This window comes from Xanthomonas sp. D-99 (genome assembly GCF_017746145.1).
GTDB lineage: Bacteria > Pseudomonadota > Gammaproteobacteria > Xanthomonadales > Xanthomonadaceae > Xanthomonas > Xanthomonas cissicola.
In genome coordinates this window covers 76,427-96,101 of the sequence record NZ_JAGHWU010000009.1, presented here as the reverse complement: position 1 = coordinate 96,101, position 19,675 = coordinate 76,427, and the positions used below count along the sequence as shown (strand labels likewise).

Annotated in this window: 10 protein-coding genes and 1 pseudogene; 8 read left to right on the top strand and 3 right to left on the bottom strand. The window is 66.3% G+C overall.

All coding sequences use genetic code 11. From position 1 onward, the window contains the following. Window positions 1–90: 90 nt before the first annotated feature. The 6 genes from J7360_RS04715 to J7360_RS04690 all read left to right on the top strand — a co-directional run bounded on the left by J7360_RS04715 (window position 91) and on the right by J7360_RS04690 (window position 12,078). On the top strand, window positions 91–7,317 hold the full coding sequence (locus tag J7360_RS04715; RefSeq protein ID WP_209033363.1) for an Hpt domain-containing protein: 7,227 nt from the start codon (window positions 91–93) through the stop codon (window positions 7,315–7,317). A gap of 7 nt (window positions 7,318–7,324) precedes the next feature. Further along, window positions 7,325–8,512, top strand: coding sequence for a chemotaxis protein CheB (locus tag J7360_RS04710; RefSeq protein WP_007967134.1), 1,188 nt, complete (start codon window positions 7,325–7,327; stop codon window positions 8,510–8,512). 33 nt (window positions 8,513–8,545) lie between these two features. Next, window positions 8,546–9,022 (top strand): chemotaxis protein CheW, encoded by a 477-nt coding sequence (locus J7360_RS04705; RefSeq protein ID WP_003482475.1) that lies wholly within the window; start codon window positions 8,546–8,548, stop codon window positions 9,020–9,022. 231 nt (window positions 9,023–9,253) lie between these two features. Further along, window positions 9,254–9,877 carry a GNAT family N-acetyltransferase gene (locus J7360_RS04700; RefSeq protein ID WP_022558751.1) on the top strand — a complete coding sequence of 208 codons (624 nt, stop codon included), beginning with the start codon at window positions 9,254–9,256 and terminating at the stop codon, window positions 9,875–9,877. 408 nt (window positions 9,878–10,285) lie between these two features. Next, the gene (locus J7360_RS04695) at window positions 10,286–11,350 is read left to right on the top strand and encodes a N(4)-(beta-N-acetylglucosaminyl)-L-asparaginase (RefSeq protein WP_209033361.1); all 1,065 of its coding nucleotides are present in this window, start codon (window positions 10,286–10,288) and stop codon (window positions 11,348–11,350) included. Then, complete coding sequence (locus tag J7360_RS04690; protein ID WP_007969838.1) at window positions 11,347–12,078, top strand: copper homeostasis protein CutC; 732 nt, start codon at window positions 11,347–11,349, stop codon at window positions 12,076–12,078. Before J7360_RS04695 ends, J7360_RS04690 begins: the two co-directional genes overlap by 4 nt. Window positions 12,079–12,180: 102 nt before the next feature. Here J7360_RS04690 and xopL read toward each other — a convergent pair. Together xopL and J7360_RS04680 are read right to left on the bottom strand one after the other, a co-directional pair. After that, window positions 12,181–13,920: pseudogene (xopL, locus tag J7360_RS04685) on the bottom strand (type III secretion system leucine-rich repeat domain-containing effector XopL). A 355-nt stretch (window positions 13,921–14,275) separates the two neighbouring features. After that, on the bottom strand, window positions 14,276–15,439 hold the full coding sequence (locus J7360_RS04680; RefSeq protein WP_209033359.1) for a sialidase family protein: 1,164 nt from the start codon (window positions 15,437–15,439) through the stop codon (window positions 14,276–14,278). Between the two features lie 461 nt (window positions 15,440–15,900). Between J7360_RS04680 and J7360_RS04675 the strand changes: the two genes are divergently transcribed. Next, a complete protein-coding gene (locus J7360_RS04675) occupies window positions 15,901–16,230 on the top strand; it encodes a RebB family R body protein (protein WP_007968024.1) in 330 nt (109 codons plus the stop codon). Between the two features lie 57 nt (window positions 16,231–16,287). Here the strand turns inward: J7360_RS04675 and J7360_RS04670 are convergent, their stop codons facing one another. Beyond that, the gene (locus J7360_RS04670; protein WP_003482459.1) at window positions 16,288–16,488 is read right to left on the bottom strand and encodes a hypothetical protein; all 201 of its coding nucleotides are present in this window, start codon (window positions 16,486–16,488) and stop codon (window positions 16,288–16,290) included. Between the two features lie 495 nt (window positions 16,489–16,983). Here J7360_RS04670 and xopK point away from each other — a divergent pair, with 495 nt between their 5' ends. Continuing rightward, window positions 16,984–19,647, top strand: coding sequence for a type III secretion system effector XopK (gene xopK / locus J7360_RS04665; RefSeq protein WP_280515164.1), 2,664 nt, complete (start codon window positions 16,984–16,986; stop codon window positions 19,645–19,647). The last annotated feature ends 28 nt before the right edge of the window (window positions 19,648–19,675 follow it).

The following is a 19,675-nucleotide window of genomic DNA, read 5'->3' as shown; positions in this document are numbered from 1 at the left end:
TCAGCAGATGGCGCGTAGTAGCGTTACGTCGATGCAGGAAGTGACCGGTTGCCGCGCTGGCGGCGAGTCGGTCGTGGTCAGGGGGCTGCAATGAGTGCGCTTCGCGATGCGATGAGTCACGCCGCACTGGGCTGGGTCAAGCCAGAGCTGGACGAGACGTTGCGCCAGGCGCGCAACGAGATCGAATACTTTGCCGAAGAACCCTCCGACACCAGTCGGATGCGGTTCTGCGCCGGCTACCTGCACCAGGTGCAGGGCACGCTGCGCATGGTCGAGTTGTATGCGCCGGCGATGGTGGCCGAAGAGCTCGAGCTGCTGGCCCAGGCCGTGCAGGCGGGCGAGGTCGCCGACCGCGATGAAGCCTGCGCGATGCTGATGCGCGGCACCGTGCTGCTGCCCGATTACCTGGAGCGCTTGCAGAACGGGCACCGCGACATTCCGATCGTGTTGCTGCCGCTGCTCAATGAGATCCGCGCCACCCGTGGCCAGCCAGGTCTGAGCGAAAGCGTGCTGTTCGCGTTCGACCCGCAGGCCGGTGTTGCCACCGAGGCCGAGCTGGATCATGCGCGTGGCAGTCTGAGCGGGCGCAATCGCGAACTGCTCGACACCGTCGGCAATGCGGTCAAGGAAGAATTGTTGCGCGTCAAGGACGCGCTGGACCTGCATCTGCGCACCGGCGGCGAGATCGCCGAGCTGCAGACCCAGGTCAACGACCTGGGCAGCGTTGCCGACACCCTCGGCATGATGGGCCTGGGCGTGGCGCGCAGCGTCGTCGTGCAGCAGCGCGATGCGTTGGCGCGCGTAGTCGATGGCCAGACCCAGATGGACGAAAGCGTGCTGCTGGATATTGCCGGCGCGCTGCTGTACGTGGATGCATCGCTGGACGATCAGGTGGCCAGCCTCGGCGCCGACCCGGGCGACGGCACCGAAGTCAGCAACAGTGCCAACTCCTCGGAAGTGCGCCGCACGGTCGATGTGCTGGCGCAAGAGGCGATCGCCAACTTCGGCGCGGCGCGCGAACATTTCGTCGCCTTCATCGAAACCAACTGGGACCATGCGCGTCTGGCTGAGGTACCGCACCTGCTCGGCGAAGTCGGCGGTGCGTTGCGCATCCTCGAGCTGCCGCAGGCCGCCGATTATCTGGAAGGCGTGCGTCGCTACGTCGATCTGGAATTGATCGGCAAGCAGCGCGTGCCCAGCGGGCGCCAGCTGGACACCCTGGCCGATGCGATGGCCAGCCTGGAGTACTACCTGGAAGCCTTGCGCGAACGCCGTCCCGGTCGCGAAGAGATTCTGGACATCACCCGTAACAGCCTGGAGACGCTGCGTTACTGGCCGCTGCCGTCGGGCCAGCCGTCCGATTTGCCGGTCGGCGCGGACCAGCCAGGCAGCGCCGCCGAGCCGCAGCCGGCGGCCGCCCCGCCGTTGCAGCACGCAGACGCGCCGCAGGCCGCCAACGATGCGGCGTCTTTGCCGTCGCTGGAATGGGCGAACGAAACCGTGGTCGAGACGCCGTTCGCTGCCAGCGTGGTGCACGACACCGGCGCTGCCGCGACCGATACGGTGTTCTCGTTCGACCCGGTAGCCGCCGAAGAAACCGTGTCCGGCCAGTCGCACGTGCCGTTCACCGTGGCGCCGCTGGATCTTTCGGACGACGGCGCGCAGGCGCCCGGTGACTGGCACCTGGAAACCACCGAGCAGGCCGCGCCGATCGCCACCTCTGCGTTCGACCCGGTATCGGCCGAGCAGGATGGCAACGAAACCGCGCAGGTCAGTTACACGGTGGATCTGAGCGCTCTGGAGCAGGAGCACGCCGCCGAGCCGGTGGTTGCCGAGGACGCGCCGCTGCAGATCCAGCAGATCGACCTGCCGGGCGACGACGATCAGACCGACGCACCGTTGGATTTCATCGCCGAGAACGCAACGCGTCGTGCGCAGACCAGCATCGAAGACGCTTTCTCGCCGCCCCCGAGTCCGCCGCAGGAATTGGACGACCCGTTCGTCGAGCCGGCACAGGAGCCGCAGGACGTCCCGTCCGAAGCAGCATCCGAGCCGGTCGCTCCACGCGTGCAACAGGCGGTGGTCAGCGAATTCGAGCTGGACGACGCGTCCGCTGCGTTCCTGGCCCAGCTCGATGCAGCGGCCGCGCAGTTCGACGTGGAGCGCCCGCAGGCACCGACCTTGGCAGCCGATGCGCAACCTGCGCAGGCAAGCTCTGAACCGGTATCCAGCGAACGTGCCCAGGAGGCTGCCGACACCGGCATTTTCGGCGGTTTTGGCGACAGCGATATCGACGACGATATCCGCGACGTGTTCCTGGAAGAATTCGACGAAGAATTGGTCAACCTGGGGCAGCTGTTGCCGGTGTGGCGCGCCGCGCCCACTAACCCGGAAACCCTGCGCCCGATCCGCCGTGTCTTCCATACCCTGAAGGGCAGTGGGCGCCTGGTCGGTGCCAGCGTACTCGGCGAGTTCAGCTGGAAGATCGAGAGCATGCTCAACCGCGTGCTCGATAATTCGCGGCCCGCCAGCCCGGCGGTCGTGTCAATGGTCGAACTGGCCTATGCGGTGTTGCCGCAATTCAACGCCGCGCTGCGCGACCAGGGCCGCATCAGCGCCGATCTGCATGAAATTCAGGGCATCGCCGAGCGCGTTGCTGCTGGCGAAGAGGTCTACTACGTGCCCGCAGCTGCGGCACCGGTGGCCGACGCCGTTGCGATTCCGGTCGCAACCGCAGGCGTGTTTGCCGCCAGCGGCGGAACCCCGGCTTCGGTGGACAGCGTGCTGCGCGAGATCCTGGAAGCCGAGGTCGCCACGCATCTGGACACGGTCAACGGGTGGCTGCAGGCCAGCCAGGCCGAGCCGCAGTTGGCGACCGAAGAATTGCTGCGCGCCGTGCACACGATGAGTGGCGCGTTCGCCATGACCGACGTGCCGGAAATCACCTTGGTGACGACGCCGGCCGAAAGCTACGTCAAGCGATTGCTGGCCGCCTCGGTCACGCCGTCGGCGGACGGGCTCGAAGCGCTCACCGCCACCGCTGCTGCGATTGCCGCCACGGTGACAGCGCTACGCGCCGATGCGCCGTTGATTCCGTCGTTCGCACCGTTGACCGAACGCTTGCGCGCGCTGGTGGACACCTTGCCGGAAGCGCAGTGGCCGCCGCAGGCGTTCCTGGACGAGTTGGACGATGTCGACGCCCCGGGCGCCACGGCGGACGGCAGCGATGCCTCGGTCGAACTGACCGGTGCGCAGGATCTGTCGCAGTACCTGGATGCCGGCGCGCTGCCGTCCGACGCGCCCGCATCGACGCAGGATGCCGAAGACGGGCAGCCGCAGCCGGACGACGCGCCGATTGCGGTGGACGAGCTGGCCGAGGCCGAGGCCGAGCATGATTCGGCACTCGCACTGGACGCGCCTGCACCGCATGCAGTGGACAACGCCGGCCATGCCGCCGTGCATGAAGATGTCCACGCCTCTGCCGAGTCTGTGCCCGCATCGAGCGACGACGCGCTGGTACCGGTTGCCGCAACCGGGCAGCTTGCCGAGTCGCTGCACGGCGATACCGCGCCAGACGAAGAGGCAGAACGAACCCCATCGCAGGGCATCGACGCACACGACGTGCCGGCCGACGAGCCGCTGGTCGAAGCCGAGGCCTGGGACGCCACCGAACTGCAGCATGCGCAGACCGCACCGCACGCTCACGTTCCGGGCGAGCACGTGGCAGAGCACGGTGAGGCATCTGCTGAGGTTGTCTCCAGCGAGCACGACGCCGACGCGACCACCACGCATGCCGACGGCATTGCGGTAGACGAGTTGGCCGATGCAGAAGCTGCGTTGGGCGATGCGCAGACGCTGGCAGCAGCCGATGCCGAGCAGGCAGTGGACGCGCAGGCACAGCATGTGCCCGCGCACGACGATCAGGTTGCAGCTGGCGCTGACGAAGCGGTCGAGAGCATCGAAGCGCTGGAGGCGGTGCACGCCGACGCTGCGTTGGCTGATGAGGCCAATGCAACGACTGCGGAAGACTGGACCCCGGAAACCGCAGCGCTCGATAGCGCGCCGTCCGATCAGCCTGGCCACGAACACGCCGACACGCAGGAACACGCGGGCGAGCAGCCGGCAGACGAGTTGGCGCAGCACGGCGATGCGGCACGGTTGCATGGCGGCGAGCCGTATGCGGGCCAAGACCGACCTCTGGAAGAAGCGGCGCAGCTGGGCGACCACGCAGAGGCGGAAGCGCAGACGTCTTCGAATCGGCAGATGGATTCGGGCGATGGCGCGTCTGCCGATGCGCAGCAGCACGTCCACGAGCAGGTGCCGTCTGACCAGTACGTCGAGGCCGGCGAGCAGCTGCAAACGCACGCGCATTTCGATGAACATGCGGGCGACGCCGAGCACGCGACCGATCACGAGCGCATCGAGACCGCGCATTCCGAAGCGCAGCACGCCGAAGCCGAGCATGTGGCTGCCGAGCAGGCCGAAGCAGAGCATTCTGAAGCAGAGCACGCAGACGCCGACCGTGTTGACGCCGCGCAGGCCGATGCCGACGTCCTGCCCGATCACACCGTCGAATCGGTGCAGGCATTCGAAATGGCGCATGCGGCCGATCAGGTGGAAGAGGCGGGCGATCCGCAATCGGACACTGCGCCGGAGCTGCACGACACGCAGACTGCCACCTCCGACGACGCGGCGCAGGCCGACGCGCAGGCCGCACTCGATGCGTTTGACGTGGTCGATCACGCCGATCACGCCGAGCGCGCAGAACAGTTCGAAAGCGCAGAACACGCAGCGCACGCCGAACAAGCGGAAGCCAGCGACCAAGCCGGTGCCGATCAGCATGCCGAAGACTCCGCAGATCAGCACGCAACCGACCGCAGCGCCGACGAGCTGGAAGACACCGCTGCCGCTGCGTTCAGCGCCCCGGTCGAAGATGCGGCGCGTGCCGGTACGGCCAGCAACGATATCGGCGCGGCATTCGATGCCGGCCCGCTGAACTTCGATCAACTCGACGGCGAGCTGGTCGACATCTTCGTCGAAGAAGGTCGCGACCTGCTGGACCATTGCGACGGCCTGATCGCCCGCATGCGCGAAGTGCCGGGAGACCGCGATGTCCTCAACGGACTGCAACGCGATCTGCACACGCTCAAGGGCGGTGCGCGCATGGCCGGCATCAACGCCATCGGCGATCTCGGTCACGCGATCGAATCGCTGCTCGAAGCCGTGGCGGCCAACCGCACCGACATCGATCGCGACGACGTGCGTCTGTTCGAGCGGGGCTTCGACCGCCTGCATCAGTTGCTGACCCGCACCGGCATGCACCGTGCGGTGACGATGCCGACCGATCTGGTGGAAGCCTTCGAAACCCGTACCCGTGGCCGCAATGCCGCAGCGCCCAGCGACGCCGATGTCCGCGCGATCGCCAAGGCGTCGGTGGAGCCGGCGCCGCTGTCCGCTCCGGTTCCGGTGGAGGGCCAGGCCGAAGAAGACTTCCTGCCGCGCGCGCAGCAGGAGCAGGTGCGCGTGCGCGCGGACCTGCTCGACCGCCTGGTCAACCACGCCGGCGAAGTGGCGATCTACCGCTCGCGCCTGGAACAGCAGCTGGGCGCGTTCCGTGGCGCCATGGGCGAACTGGATCGCACCAACGCCCGTCTGCGCGATCAGTTGCGACGTCTGGATCTGGAAACCGAAGCGCAGATCGTCGCGCGTTATCAGCGCGAACAGGACCAGGGCGATCACACCTTCGATCCGCTGGAACTGGACCGCTTCTCCACCCGGCAGCAGCTCAGCCGTGCGTTGAACGAATCGGCGGCCGACTTGGGCGGCTTGCAGGGCGTGCTGGAAGATCTGTCGCGTCAGTACGACGGCTTGCTGCAACAGCAGTCGCGCGTCAGCTCCGAACTGCAGGACGGCCTGATGCGCGCGCGCATGGTGCCGTTCGACGGTCTGGTGCCGCGTTTGCGTCGTGTGGTGCGTCAGGCGGCCAGCGACACCGGCAAGCAGGTGCATCTGGTGCTGGAAGGCACCCAGGGCGAACTGGATCGCAACGTGCTCGATCGCATGGTCGCGCCGCTGGAACACATGCTGCGCAACTCGGTGGCGCACGGGCTGGAAACGCCCGAGCAACGCCGCGACGCAGGCAAGCCGGAAGAAGGCAGCATTGCGATCCGTCTGCGCCGCGAAGGTTCGGAAATCGTGCTGGAAGTGGCCGACGACGGCGCCGGCCTGGACCGCGAGGCGATCCGTCGCCGCGGCGAAGAGCGCGGCCTGATCGAACCGGGCCAGGAGCTGAGCGAGGCCGAACTCGATAACCTGATTTTCGCCTCCGGCTTCAGCACCTCCGAGCAGGTCAGCCAGTTGGCCGGCCGTGGCGTGGGCATGGACGTGGTGCGCAACGAAGTGCGTCAGCTCGGCGGCTCGGTGGATATCCACTCGGTACGCGGACAGGGCGCCACCTTCACCTTGCGTCTGCCGCAAACGCTTGCGGTCACCCAGGCGGTGTTTGTCCGCATCGGCGAAACGACGTTCGCGGTGCCGGTGGGTTCGGTCAGCGGTATCGGCCGCATCTCGCGCACCCGTTACGAGTCGGGCGAGGGCGGGTATCACTACGCCGGCGAAGAGTACGTGCTGCACGACCTCGGCTCGTTGGTCGGCCAGCCCGCCGCGCGTGCCGATGGCCAGGCGCAGGTGCCGTTGCTGTTGGTGCGTGCGGGCGACCTGCGTGCCGCGGCGGCCATCGATCAGGTGCTGGGCAACCGCGAAGTCGTGGTGAAGCCGGTGGGCCTGCAGATCGCCTCGGTGCCGGGCATCTACGGCGCCACCATCACCGGCGATGGCCGCGTGGTGGTGATCCTGGACGTCGCCCCGCTGGTCCGTCGTTTCCTGGCCCAGCCGGCGCGTCCGTCGCTGGAAACCCAGGCCGAAGCGCAGCGCCAGGTGCCGTTGGTGATGGTGGTCGACGATTCGCTGACCATGCGCAAGGTCACCAGCCGCGTGCTGGAACGCCACAACCTGGACGTGTCCACCGCGCGCGACGGTGTCGAGGCGCTGGAACTGCTCGAAGAGCGCGTGCCCGACCTGATGCTGCTGGATATCGAAATGCCGCGCATGGACGGCTACGAGTTGGCGACCGCGATGCGTGCCGACCCGCGCTTCAAGGCGGTGCCGATCGTGATGATCACCTCGCGCAGTGGCGAGAAGCATCGCCAGCGCGCCTTCGAGATCGGCGTGCAGCGTTACCTGGGCAAGCCCTACCAAGAGTTGGATCTGATGCGAAACGTGTATGACCTGCTGGGGATCGCCCGTGTCCGAGACTAATGGCGCAATGGGAACTCCGGTTGCTTTGCTGGGCCGTCCCGGTCAGGCGCGCGAGCGTCTGCGCGAAGCGCTTGGCCTGGCCGGTGCGCAGGTGGTGCTGGAAGACGAGCCAGCGGCGGTCGACGTGCAGATGCTGCGCGACGCCGAGCCGGTGGCGGTGCTGGTCGCACTCGAACCGTCCATCGAAGACGCGCTCGAAGCGCTGGAGCCGGCCTTCAACATGCCTGGCGTCACCGTGATCTTCGACGAGGCCGAACTGACGGTACGTCGCGAAGGCTGGGAAGCGCAGCGCTGGGTGCGCCATCTGGCCGCCAAACTGCACGGCCATGCCGACGTGCTACCGCCTGGCACCGAGAGCGAGCCGTCGCTGCAGCCCGAGCCGGGTCTGGCGCTGGTCGCGCACCAGCACTCGGACCTGCAGCTGGACCAACACCTGGAAGCGGCCGCGCATGCGTTCGACAGCGTGCCTGGCGATGCCTTGTTCGCGCACGCCTCCATGCAGGAGGCGGCACCGGTCGCTGTGGAAAAGCCGGGTCCGACGCTGGGCGATTCCAGTACCTGGGGCCTGGTGGACGAGGTGGCCGTGGTGGTGCGCCCGCGCGCCGAACCCGATGTGGCGGCCCTGTCCACCGGCGGCTTGTCGCTGGTGGATCTGGAGCACAGCGGCAGCGTCACCGGCGCAGTGCTGGTCGTCGCTGGCATCGGTGGGCCGGATGCGATCCGTCGCCTGCTGGCCGCATTGCCGTCGGAATTCCCGCGCGCGGTGCTGGTGCGCATGACCCTGGACGGCGGCCAGTACGGCAACCTGGTGCGGCAGATGGGGCGCGTGTCTGCGTTGCCGGTCGAACTGGGTGAACCGGGACAGGTGGTCGCACCGGGCAAGGTCTATGTGCTCTCCGACGAGGTCGGCGTGCAACAGCATGCCGGCGCGCTGGCGTTCGTGGCACCGGCCGATCCGGCCGGGCTGATCCCGGCGCTGCCGCCGGCCGACAGCGCGGTGCTGATGCTCAGCGGTGCCAACGAGGCGCTGGTGGAGGCATCGCTGGCATTGGCCGAGCAAGGCGGCTGGTTGGCCGGGCAATCCACCGATGGCTGTTACGACCCCGCCGCCGCGGCGCGTCTGGCGCGGCAAGGCATTCTGACCGGCGACCCCGCGCAGTTGGCGCAGGCGCTGGCACAGCGTTGGCCGGCATAAGCCGGGCGCTCCCTTTCGAATCGGAATCATGCGATGAGCTACGCCAATAACGACGAAATCCGCGGCGTCCTGATCCAGGCCGGTAGCGAGCGCGTGCTGCTGCCGAACGCGACGGTGGCCGAGGTGATGTCGCGTGTGGCGGTCGAGCCGCTACCCGACATGCCGCGCTGGGTGGTCGGACGCATCGACTGGTACGGCTGGAAGGTGCCGCTGCTGTCGTTCGCGCGCCTCAGCGGCATGGGCGAAGAGCCCACCGCGGTCAACAACAAGGTCATCGTGTTGAAGGCATTGGGCGGCAACCCGGCGTTGCCGTATTTCGCGCTGCTGACTGCCTCGTTCCCGCAGCTGATTTCGGTGCCGCGCGATGGCCTGCTGGCCGATGCCTCGGAAGATGCGCTGCCCGACGGTGTGCACATGCGCGTGTTGCTGGGCGAGCAAAGCGCGCTGTTGCCGAACCTGGACGCCATCGAAGCGCAGGTCGGCCAGGCGCTTGCGGTCGCTGCGGCCTGAGAGCGGGCGGCACACCTGCTGTGCTCGCTATCAGGCGGGTGCAGTCGCATCGCGCAGTGGATGGCGCCATGTTCCGGGCGATACGCAGTGAGGGTGTTGCTGACAGTCGGGCGCTCCATCTCGTGCATCGGACGACGCACGGCTATGGAGACGGCTTGCGGAGCATGATCGTATGCATCAGCCGGATGCACCTCGCAGCAAGATGACATGCAGGGTTGAGGCGCGGCCGTCATGAGTCTTCCGCGATTTGCGCCGATCCGCCGCGCCGATGGCGTGGTGCTTTGCGATCTGGCCGTTGTCGATGCGGCCGCAATGGCCGACTACCACTCGCGTAACCGCGTCCATCTGGCCGATGCGATGCCGCTGCGGCCGCCCGCGTTCTACACCGTCGAGGGTTGGCGCCGCCTGTGCATGGCATACCGCAGCGCGATGCCTGGCGAGCGTGAGGTGCAACTGGTCTTGTTGCAGGGCGAGCAGGTGATCGGCACCACTGGGTTTACCCAGATCCAGCGTGGCGCGTTCCAGGCGTGCCACATGGGCTATGGCCTGGACGCGGCGCAGCAGGGACGCGGCTTGATCCAGTGGGCAGCCACGCAAGGAATTGCCTTTGCCTTTGGCCCACTCGGCCTGCATCGGGTGATGGCGCAATACGTGCCGGAGAATCTGCGCAGTGCGCGTGTGCTGCAGCGGCTGGGTTTTCAGATCGAAGGTTATGCGCGGCGCTATCTGCAGTTGAATGGCCACTGGCGCGATCATGTGCTCACCAGCAGGTTGCGCGACGACGGCACCCTTGGCGAAGGCACGGTGGACGGTCAGCCGCTTTCAGGTCACAGCGCCCGAGAGCTCGATCCGTAGTGCATCGGTGGCCAGATTGCTGTCCTGCGCAAGCGCGATCTGCGTTGGCCAGCCAGGTTATGTGAGCTGATGGCGCCACTGTCTCGCCCAGGTCTGCACGGCCGCTGCAGTCGGCGTGGCCGCCATGATGCGGAGCGTGATCGGTGTCTGCGTGCTCCCGGAAACAGCGTGGTCCGTCAGCCAACCGCTTGGCGATGTGGAACGTTTCAGCAACGGCGGTGCATTGCGGGGCAAGCGCGCCGTGATCCATGCCTGTCGCGAGCGCGCCGCTCCCAGCCAGGCAAGGGTTGTGCACGGATCCGCATACGACAACGCCGCAATAAGGTTTATCCGCACGCCACGCTGTCGCATGATGGAAAGCTGGTACCGCACTGTGCGGCCGCTCGTTTCCGTCATGGAGTCATCCGCATGCTTCAACGCCGTCACTTCCTCAAGAGCGCCACGCTAGGCGCGATTGCGTCCGGGTTGGCCGGCTGGGGCGCCCGCGCGCAAGCCGCGGCAGGCGCCACGCCAGGCATGCGGCCGACGGCGCTGCCGCGTGGTGCGGCGCGGGTGATCTCCACCTGGGACTTCGGCGTCGCCGCCAATCAGGAAGCCTGGAAAATTCTCAGCAGCGGAGGTATCGCGCTGGATGCGGTGGAGGCCGGCGTGCGTGTGCCGGAAGCGGACCCGAACAATCCCACCGTCGGCCTGGGCGGTTATCCGGACCGCGATGGCCGGGTAACGCTGGACGCCTGCATCATGGATCACCTGGGCAATTGCGGCGCGGTGGCATCGCTGGAAGACGTGGTGCACGCCATTTCGGTGGCGCGTGCGGTGATGGAGAAAACGCCGCACGTGATGTTGGTGGGCGATGGTGCGCGTCAGTTCGCCTTCGAACAGGGCTTTCCGAAGACCACGCTGTTGACCCCAAGCTCGGAAGCGGCCTGGAAAGAGTGGTTGAAGACCTCGAAGTATTCGCCCGAAGCCAATGTCGAAAACCGCGCCTGGCGCGATGCCCAGTTGCCCGGCGGCAAGGACAATCACGACACCATCGGCATGCTGGCGCTGGATACGCACGGCAATCTATCCGGTGCATGCACCACCAGCGGCATGGCGTGGAAGATGCACGGCCGCGTGGGCGACAGCCCGATCATCGGCGCGGGCCTGTACGTGGACAACGAAGTGGGCGGGGCGACCTCGACGGGTGTGGGCGAGGAGGTGATCCGGAATGTCGGCAGTTTCGCGGTGGTGGAAATGACGCGGCAGGGCAAATCGCCCGCCGATGCCTGTCGCGAGGTGGTGATGCGGCTGATCCGCCGCAAGCCGGAATTGACGCGCACATTGCAGGTCGGCTTTCTGGCCATGAACAAGCGCGGCGAAGTGGGTGCGTTCGCGATCCAGAAGGGCTTCAGTTACGCGGTGTGCGATGCGCAGCGGCAGGATCTGCTGGTGCCTGGCGAAAGCCACTACACCAGCGAGCCGGCGGCATGAGCGCGTTGGGGTTGGAAGTGGCTGCCGATTCGGTGGCCTCGGCATTGGCCGCGCAAGCAGGCGGTGCGATGCGCGTGGAGCTGTGCGGTGGGCTGGATGGCGGCGGGCTGACGCCGTCGTTCGGCACGTTGGCAGTGGTGCGCGAGCGTTTGCGGATTCCGCTGTATGTGCTGATTCGTCCGCGCGTGGGCGACTTCGTGTTCGACGCCGCCGAAGTCGAGGTGATGCGCCGCGATGTGGAGCAGTGCGTGCGGCTTGGATGCGATGGCGTGGTCCTTGGCGCACTGGACCGGCATGGGCAGGTCGATCTGGCGACGATGCGCGTGTTGCTGCAGGCGGCGGGGTCGTTGGGGGTGACGTTTCATCGTGCGATCGATGTCAGTGCCGACCCGTCGCGTGTGCTGGAGGATGCGATTACGCTGGGGTGCGAGCGGGTGCTGACCTCGGGCGCGCGTGCGAGTGCGCTAGAGGGCATCGACACCATCGCCGCGTTGGTGCGCCAGGCAGCCGGGCGCATCGGCATCATGCCCGGTGCCGGGCTTTCTGAGCACAACATCCGCACCCTACGGCAGCACACCGGCGCCCACGAATTCCATGCGTCGGCGCGTGGCGTGATCGCCGCCCAGGTGCCGTCGCCGCACCCGTATGTCCACGATCTGGGCGGAGACTACCAGCGGACCGATACCGCGCGGGTACAACGGATGGTGGACGCGTTGCAGCAAGCGTGAAACACGCGCAACGCCCCGTTCGACCAGGAAGGCGCCGCCTGACTTGCGCAGGCACGACAACGGCGATGCTCGCTTGGCCGCTGCGCCCGTCGCCTTTGCCATCTACTGATGGCCTGAAGGTTCCGGGCTTGTTGGCTGTTCGTCGTCAGAGTCGTCGCTGACCTGTTCTGGAATGTGCACAGCGAACTCGGGAAAGCGCGCGCGATCCTGCGGGTGTGCGTTGACGATCAGCTCGCGGGTCTTCCACATCTGCACTGCCTTGGCCAGCGTCGCTGCGTCGAGCGGGCTTCCTTCGTGGTAAACGAACTGCCCGAGATGATCGACGACGCCCAGGTGCGCGCGCTTCTGCGCCTTCCAGTTGCTGACTTCCGTGTAGTGGCGGCTGAGGCCTTCCTCGCTCCGGTCTTCGATTCTGGGGGAGGGGCCTGCCATGTCGTTCACCCGTTGCAGGAAGTGGCTATCCCTGCTTTCTTGCAGCATTTTCTGCAATACCGGAATCTCGCCGAAGGTGGTGGGGATGTCGGGCGGGCGCTTTTCTGGAAGATAGGATGGAGCACCTTCCAGAAAGGGATTTCTTTCCTCATCAATGACCGTGCTCAGCATGGCCTGTGCGGTGTCTTCGATGCGTTCGAGCGCAACCTTGTTCAGTTCGAGCGCAACCGCACGGAGCAGTTCGGTGGTGCTGGTCGCCGAAGAGGATGCCCTGGCGCGATTGCGGGCACCAGGGGCCGAGAGAACTGGGCCGGTCGGGCCAGTCCGCTCTGGTTCGGCGGTTCGCGCAACCGGACGATGCTGGTCGAGTTGCGCTTGTAGATGCGGCGGCACGAGGATGATGCAGTTGGCAGGTAATCCGGCGATCAACGAGGGCAGTCTGGAGAGATTGACGCAGCCTCGCAGATCGAGTTATTCCAGCTGCGTCAGGCGGTGAATGTCCAGCGGCAGCGTGCGCAGGTTGCTGCAGTCCTTCAGACTCAGTCGCTTCAATGGCGCACTGCCGCCGAAAATCGGCGGATAGTTGCGCAGCGCCGTGCAGCCCTGCAGATCAAGTTCCTCCAGCTTTGGCAGATGATGGCCGGCCGGGGCAAGGGCGGACAGCGGCGAATTGCGTACCTGTATCCTTTTCAGGTTTTGCAGGCTGGTGATGGAAGCCGGAAGCGATGTGATCCCGGTTTCTACCAACTGCAGGCTCTGCAGGTTGACCAAGCCCTCGTGCTCGCCGGATGCATTGGTGCTCGCCAGGTGCTCGGGAAGTTCCGTCAGTTCCGGGCAGGCGCGGATGAAGAGCTCGCGTAATCGGCTGAGGCTTGCGATGGACGCAGGTAGCGAGCGAAGCGGATTGCGCGCAAGCGTCAGTGTTTCCAGGCCAGCAAATTGCTGCATGGTGTCCGGGAGCTCCATCAACCCCGCCGCGTCGATCGTCATGTGCTGCAGATGAGAAAGACGGAATGCCTGGTCGGGAAATTGCGGAAGGGGAACTGAGCGCAGTTCCAGCGCGACCCGCCCCGGTGCGGTTGCGTCCTCCAGCATGTCGGCGGTTGCCTTCAGCGCCCGGTCTGTTCGTGTCTCGACCTGCGGGTTGTTGCTGTTGGCCTGGCGCCACGCGCTGTGCCAGCGGTTGCGATCTGCGCTGTAGTGTCGTTGCCATTGCGACAGGACGTCGCGGTACGGGCGAAGCGCTGTGGAGCGCCGTAATGATGAAGCGCCCACGGTCGGCGGCATACGGGGGCGCACCGGCTGCAAGCGTTGCGAATCGGTGGTGACGGAGTGGAAGCGAGAGCGCTCCATGGCGCTGAGCTGTGGCAATTGCGGCGTCTGCGCAGGATGTCCAGCCGCCTCGTTCATCCGCGCGGCGCTGCCGGATCCGCGGTCGGGAAGAGTGCGAGCGGATGGGGTTGGCCGGCGAGAGGTCTCGGCAGCGGCAGGCGATGCTGGCGGACGCCCGGACCGCTCACCAGGCACATATCGGGTCAGGCCGCCGAGCATGCCGGTAGGGCGCTCGGGCGCGGGGTGTGCGGGTGGGACAGCCCGCACGGGCGCATCTGCATCGGATGCATTCTGCTCCCGCAGTCCTACCGGCATGCCCGGCGGGCGGGGTTGATCGACGCGTCGCATCGCATTCCTCGTCTTGGCTGTCGCTCGATGACGATGATCGGCATGCAACGCGATGGGCGAATTCCGAGGGGCGAAGCCGTCGTCATCATGACGAAGGATCGGCGGCGTGGCCGCATGCCGTTGTGCAGCGCTCAGGCAGCGTTGCGGGGGCGAGCGCCTGGCAGGAGGGGCTGCACGCGTCGAACCGCGCGGGATCGAGCACCACATGCCTGATCCGTCGGCGCTTCCAGGTGTAGCTGACATGCACCAACCCATCGCGGGTCTGGATCACCGCCGGATAGGAAAATTCATCACGGGCGCTGTCTTCCAGGGTCAGCACGCGTTGCCAGTGCACGCCATCGTTGGAGACGGCAACGGCCAGGGTGCCGCGGCCGTCCCACCAGTCCTTGCCGGCGATGGCCGGGTTGTAGACCAGTAACGCACGACCGTCGCGCAGCACCACCGCGTCGGTGCCGGAGTTCGGGTTTTCCACCTCCAGCAAGTGCATGGGCTGCCAATGCAGGCCGCCATCGAGTGAGAACGTGCTGAAAAGCTTGTTTTGCTGGCTGCGGCCCAATGCCTGCAGTCGGCCATCCGGATACAGCAGCAGGCTGGGCTGGATCGCGCCGATCGCCTTCGCATCGTTGAGCGGCATGCCGCGTTGCCAGTGCACGCCGTCGTCGTCGCTCCATTCCAGATGCGCGCGCCAGCCGTGGTCTTCGCTGCTGCTGGGCGCCAGGATGCGACCGTTCGGTAATTGCACCGGCTTGTTCTTGATCGGCCCCAGAATGCCGTCGGCCAACCGCTGCGGTGGCGACCAGTGCACGCCATCGTCAGTGGAGAGCAGACGCAGCCCCCACCATTGGCGCGGATTGGGTCCGAGCTTGTAGTACAGCTGCACCGGCCCGGTGGCCGATTGGAACAACACCGGATTCCATGCCGGCACTGCAGTGCCATCGACGCCGGCGTGTGCGCCATCGGCGATACGGCGTGGGGTCTGCCATTGCTGCGGGCCGCGCCGAGCGAGCCAGATGCCGACATCGGCCGCACCTTCGTGCTCACCGCCGAACCAGGCGGCCAGCAGATGACCATCGCGCGTTTCCAGCAAGGTGGAGGCGTGAGCCTGCGGCGTGGGAGCCGGGTCGGCGATGAACTCGCTGAGCACGATCGGCGAAGGCGACGACGCAGGCGATTGCGCCTGTGCGACAACCGCACCCAGGCTTGCGGCAAGGCTCGCAACGAGACGGCTCAGCAGGCGTGGCGGATGCATCGTGGTCCAGTCCTGTGCCAGGTTTAAAGAGACCTCTTTATTATCTCTTAAATACCACGTGTGCCGTCCGTCGAGGCGGCTTGGTCGACGTGCATCGCCAGACACACAGCGATGTGGCCGCGCTGCTCCGGCTGCTATCAGCTGGTGGCACCTGGCCTGACCCTGGCGCGACTGTGTACGCGGCCATCGTGCAGCATTGCCGCGGTAAAGCCTTCATTGCAGCGATTACTCGGCAGCATTGCACCCGCGCGTACGATCACACCGATGTTGCGACGCGCGCTGAAGCGTGGCGATGCGAGGGTCGAGTTGTGCGCGCGCCGGCCGCTATCGGGATGGCACAGCGCGCGTGGTGTGGCGGGTTGCCGGCAGCGATGCGGGGAACATAACCGCGATGCGTTCTCAGCGCCGATGGGCCTACACAACACAGACCGCCGTGCATCCATTCACTCAGGAGTGCATTGATGGCTTTTCCAACCACCCTCGATCCGCAGATTACCGATGCCGTCACCCAGACCAACGTCAAGGTCGTTGGCGAAGCGCCAGCGGTTGCAATGAGTTCGATTTACCAGAGCATGGCCCATTCGAGCGACATCCTGTTTCAGAATGCGGTCGCTGCACAACAGCAGCAAAACACCTTGGCGCAGGCGGCCACCAATCAGGGCGTGATCCAGACCTACGGTGTCGATACGGGCGCTTGCGCGGCAGATGTCGAGAAAGTTGCGCAAGGCGGTGCCGCAGACAATCCGAACAGTCTGCTGACCGTGCTCAGGTCGTTCGACACTGCAAAGTAACCGCCTCTGGCGACAGCGTCATGGCTGTCGCCACGCGTGCTCGCGCAAACGCGTCGCTCAGGCGGCGTTGTCGTCGCGCATTTGCGGCGGCAGCAGCGTCTGCGGCTTCTTGGCCGATTCGGTCTGGCACAGGAACGTCATCAGGTGTGCGGCTTCGGCACTGCCCATGGGCTTGCTGTGGATCTGCTCGGCGAAGGCGTTTTGGGTGTGCTCGGCAACGGCGGAAACGGACTCTTGTGCAACGGTAGACGACGACATGCAACGCTCCTGGAACCTGCAATCAAGCCGTCTACGTCGCAAGCAAGCGCATCCGTAACGGAGTCAGCCGGTGATATTGCCTGGAATCTGTGCCGTCCGATACCTCGACGGTATGCGGCGGCGCAGCGGCACCGGACGTTCTAATAACGGCGGCTGCGGCCAGGTCTAAAGCGCCATCGGCTGAAATCTGCTCTGGCGGTTATGTTTGATTGCGCAATAGGGCTGAATGCGATGGGCGTCTTGGAAGAACGCGGCGGCTCAACAGGTGGATTGCTGTGCCGGCGCGTCCTGGCGCATCGCCAGCTCCGCGAGGCCATCCATGTGGCGTTGCCAATCTGGCATGGAGGGACTCAATGGCGGGCTTTCTCCGGGATAAATCGCGCGACGCGTGGTTAGGCCGGAGAGTTCGTTTACGGAATCGCGTGTTCGTCGCAGCAAGACTGGATGGAAAGGACAGGCGCACCATCGCCGCTTTGCACCGGTTGGAGTTTGCTCATGCGTGTCCAGCGATCCATTGCACAGCATCTTGTCACACGCGATTCTGTGGCCGTTGAAACACCCCCCGCAGCGGAATCGCCCCAAGATCGACAGGGTTGGCCACTGGGGTTGAAAGTGCTGCAGGCGCGGCCACTGCCCAAACGCACACATCGCGATGAGAGCGAGCGACGACCGCACCACGGGGATGCCAACGCCCGAGTTGCCGAAGCGGAGACGGCCTATGACGTATTCGTTGTCGCCAAGTACGTGGCCGACCCCTTGCACGGAACCGCGGACAAAACGGCCGAATTGATCAACGACATTCCCCGCCGCGGCGAACCCGAGCATTCCGCCGAAGCCGGGGAGTCAGCGCATCCACCCGCGCACCCACCGGCCGACCATACAGCGGCACCGGATGGCCACCCGCCACACCCACCGCAGACCGCACATCCCGCAGACCCGCACGCTGCCCATGCCCCGCATGCGCCGACGCCGGGGGGACACCACGCGCCGCATGCCGACGCCGGGCATCCGGCGGATCCGCAAGCGGTTGGGCATGCAGCGAAGGAAGGCGTCCTGCACGCCCTCGCCGAGGAAGGCGCGCCGGCAGGCGCATTCGATCTGGCGATGAGCCTGGGCATCAGCGGTGCGATGCTGCCGCTGTCGAGTCTTGCGATCTATGCCGCGTACAAGGAAACCCGCGAGGTTGCCGAGCAGCGCACGCACTTGCGGCAGCGCGAACGCCGCCTGCGCTCGGAGCAGGCGGCACTGCAATCTGCCTTGGACACGGCAGCGCCTGCAGACGCTGCAAATGCGCACGCGCATGCACTGAGCGAGGCGATCGATACCAACGCCTACCTGCAGCGGCGAAATGCGCGGGACGGTGCCATCGCCGCGACCTCCATGGCCTCGGCCGGAGTGATCTTCACCAAGGCAGCGAGCGAACTCGGCATCCAGGGCGGGTTGGCAATCGCCAGCAATAGCGCAAATGCGGCAGGCCTGGTGGGCCACAGCGCCGCCGCCGCAGGTGCGGCCTCTGCGGCGGGCATCGCCGGCTCCTTCGTGCTCGCGCCGTTGGCGAGCGTGGCGGCGACCGCACTGGGGGGCACCTTCCTGCACCAGTCGCGTCGGGAAAGGGCACGTGTTGCCGTGGATGTCGGCAGGGTCGAGCGCTTCCTGCAAGACCTCGAACCCAGCGAACTCAGTCCTGGCGCACAGCGCTACCAGTACTTTGTGAGCACCAAGTTGGGCAAGTACGACCGCTTTGCGCATCGGTTCAACCAGTGGAACAAGGGCTTTGTCGTGAGTGGAATCACCTACACCGCCAGTACGTTGACCAAGGTCGGCGTCAGCGCGGCCGTCGTTGCCGGCGCCACGGTGGCCGCACCGGTGGGCACGGGCCTGATCATCGGCGCAGGCCTGCTCGGTGCGGCCACGATGGGGGTCGGCAGCCATCAGTTCCTGCTGGCGCACGGCAAGCAGAAGCGCTATCGCAGGTACCAGACCGAGGACATGCCCGGCGTCGATCGTGCGCTACTGGCGGTGGCGGATCTATTGCCTGCACGCGAGGCGGAGAGTGGCGCAGCCCGGGAAGCGCCCAACGTCGCCGACCAGTTGCAGCCAACTGCGCTGGACGTTGCACTGACGCCAGTGGCGGAGGAAGCGGCGGGAAGCGATGAAGACGATCTCATTGCAGAAGCCGATCCCGGCCTGGAGCCGAAGCATCGCCAAGGCGCCTCTGCCGCACATGATGCTCAACCGGCAATGCCGGAACCCGCCGCTTCGACTGCCGACAGGTCGGGCGCAAGAGCGGCAGATGACGTGGTGCCGCACCATGGTTTCGAGTTGCGGAGCGCGCTTTACGCCTGCATCGATGGGCAGGAAAAGGCGTTGGACGCGTTTCTGCAGGCCGGCGCCGACGACCTGCAGAAACTGCATCCGGCCAAGCCGCGCTCGACAGATCAGAGCACAGGCTCGGGTCGAGCGGCACCTGCGGCGCCGCTGGGTCGGCGCGTCAATGCAGCCCTGCGTGCGGCAGCGAACTACGGACGCGCGGTATTGACCGGCAAGCCGCAGGAGGCGCGAGGCAAGGCGATGCGCAGCCATGCCAAGCACAGCGCGGTGCTGACCGAAACCGCGCTTGCGCAGTGGCTGCAAACGCCCGGCTCGGTGAGGTCGCAGATCGCCTATATGCAATGCTGCCTCGAACTGCAGAACAAGTATCTCGACGTCAAGCTCAGCGCGCAGGCGGACCTTCCGCAGCCCGACGTGCACGACGATCCGCATTCTCATGTCGAAACGCCGGTTGCGACGGTCGATCGGGCGCCGGAACGTCTGCTGGCGCAATTGCATCAAGCGCGCACGCGCGACGACACCCAGCGGCGAGCCGTCAGCCTGATGCTGCAGGAACTGGAGATGGCCGAGCAGGAGCTGGCAGGCCCCGATGCGCGAAGCCAGGCGCGCGCCGCCGCCAGGATGGCCGGTTTGCAGCAGCGCCTGATCCGGGTGCTGACCTCGAACGCGATCGTGCCGCAAGAAGGCGTGGCAGGGTTTGCCAGGTTCTGTCTGAAACAGGCCCGTCAGCACGCCACCCATGTGCGCGGCACGCTGTTGGCGACCGAAGTCCAGGCAGCACGCATCCGCGAACAGGCCGCGGCCGCGGCCCCTGAGTCCACGACCTGATGGCCGCTGTGCGAGCGCGCACGCGTCG

Excerpts from the sequence above, each read along its gene's own strand:
- J7360_RS04715 (WP_209033363.1), top strand. The coding sequence starts at position 91 with ATGAGTGCGCTTCGCGATGCGATGAGTCACGCCGCACTGGGCTGGGTC.
- J7360_RS04710 (WP_007967134.1), top strand. The coding sequence starts at position 7,325 with ATGGGAACTCCGGTTGCTTTGCTGGGCCGTCCCGGTCAGGCGCGCGAG.
- J7360_RS04705 (WP_003482475.1), top strand. The coding sequence starts at position 8,546 with ATGAGCTACGCCAATAACGACGAAATCCGCGGCGTCCTGATCCAGGCC.
- J7360_RS04700 (WP_022558751.1), top strand. The coding sequence starts at position 9,254 with ATGAGTCTTCCGCGATTTGCGCCGATCCGCCGCGCCGATGGCGTGGTG.
- J7360_RS04695 (WP_209033361.1), top strand. The coding sequence starts at position 10,286 with ATGCTTCAACGCCGTCACTTCCTCAAGAGCGCCACGCTAGGCGCGATT.
- J7360_RS04690 (WP_007969838.1), top strand. The coding sequence starts at position 11,347 with ATGAGCGCGTTGGGGTTGGAAGTGGCTGCCGATTCGGTGGCCTCGGCA.
- J7360_RS04680 (WP_209033359.1), bottom strand. The coding sequence starts at position 15,439 with ATGCATCCGCCACGCCTGCTGAGCCGTCTCGTTGCGAGCCTTGCCGCA.
- J7360_RS04675 (WP_007968024.1), top strand. The coding sequence starts at position 15,901 with ATGGCTTTTCCAACCACCCTCGATCCGCAGATTACCGATGCCGTCACC.
- J7360_RS04670 (WP_003482459.1), bottom strand. The coding sequence starts at position 16,488 with ATGTCGTCGTCTACCGTTGCACAAGAGTCCGTTTCCGCCGTTGCCGAG.
- xopK (WP_280515164.1), top strand. The coding sequence starts at position 16,984 with ATGCGTGTCCAGCGATCCATTGCACAGCATCTTGTCACACGCGATTCT.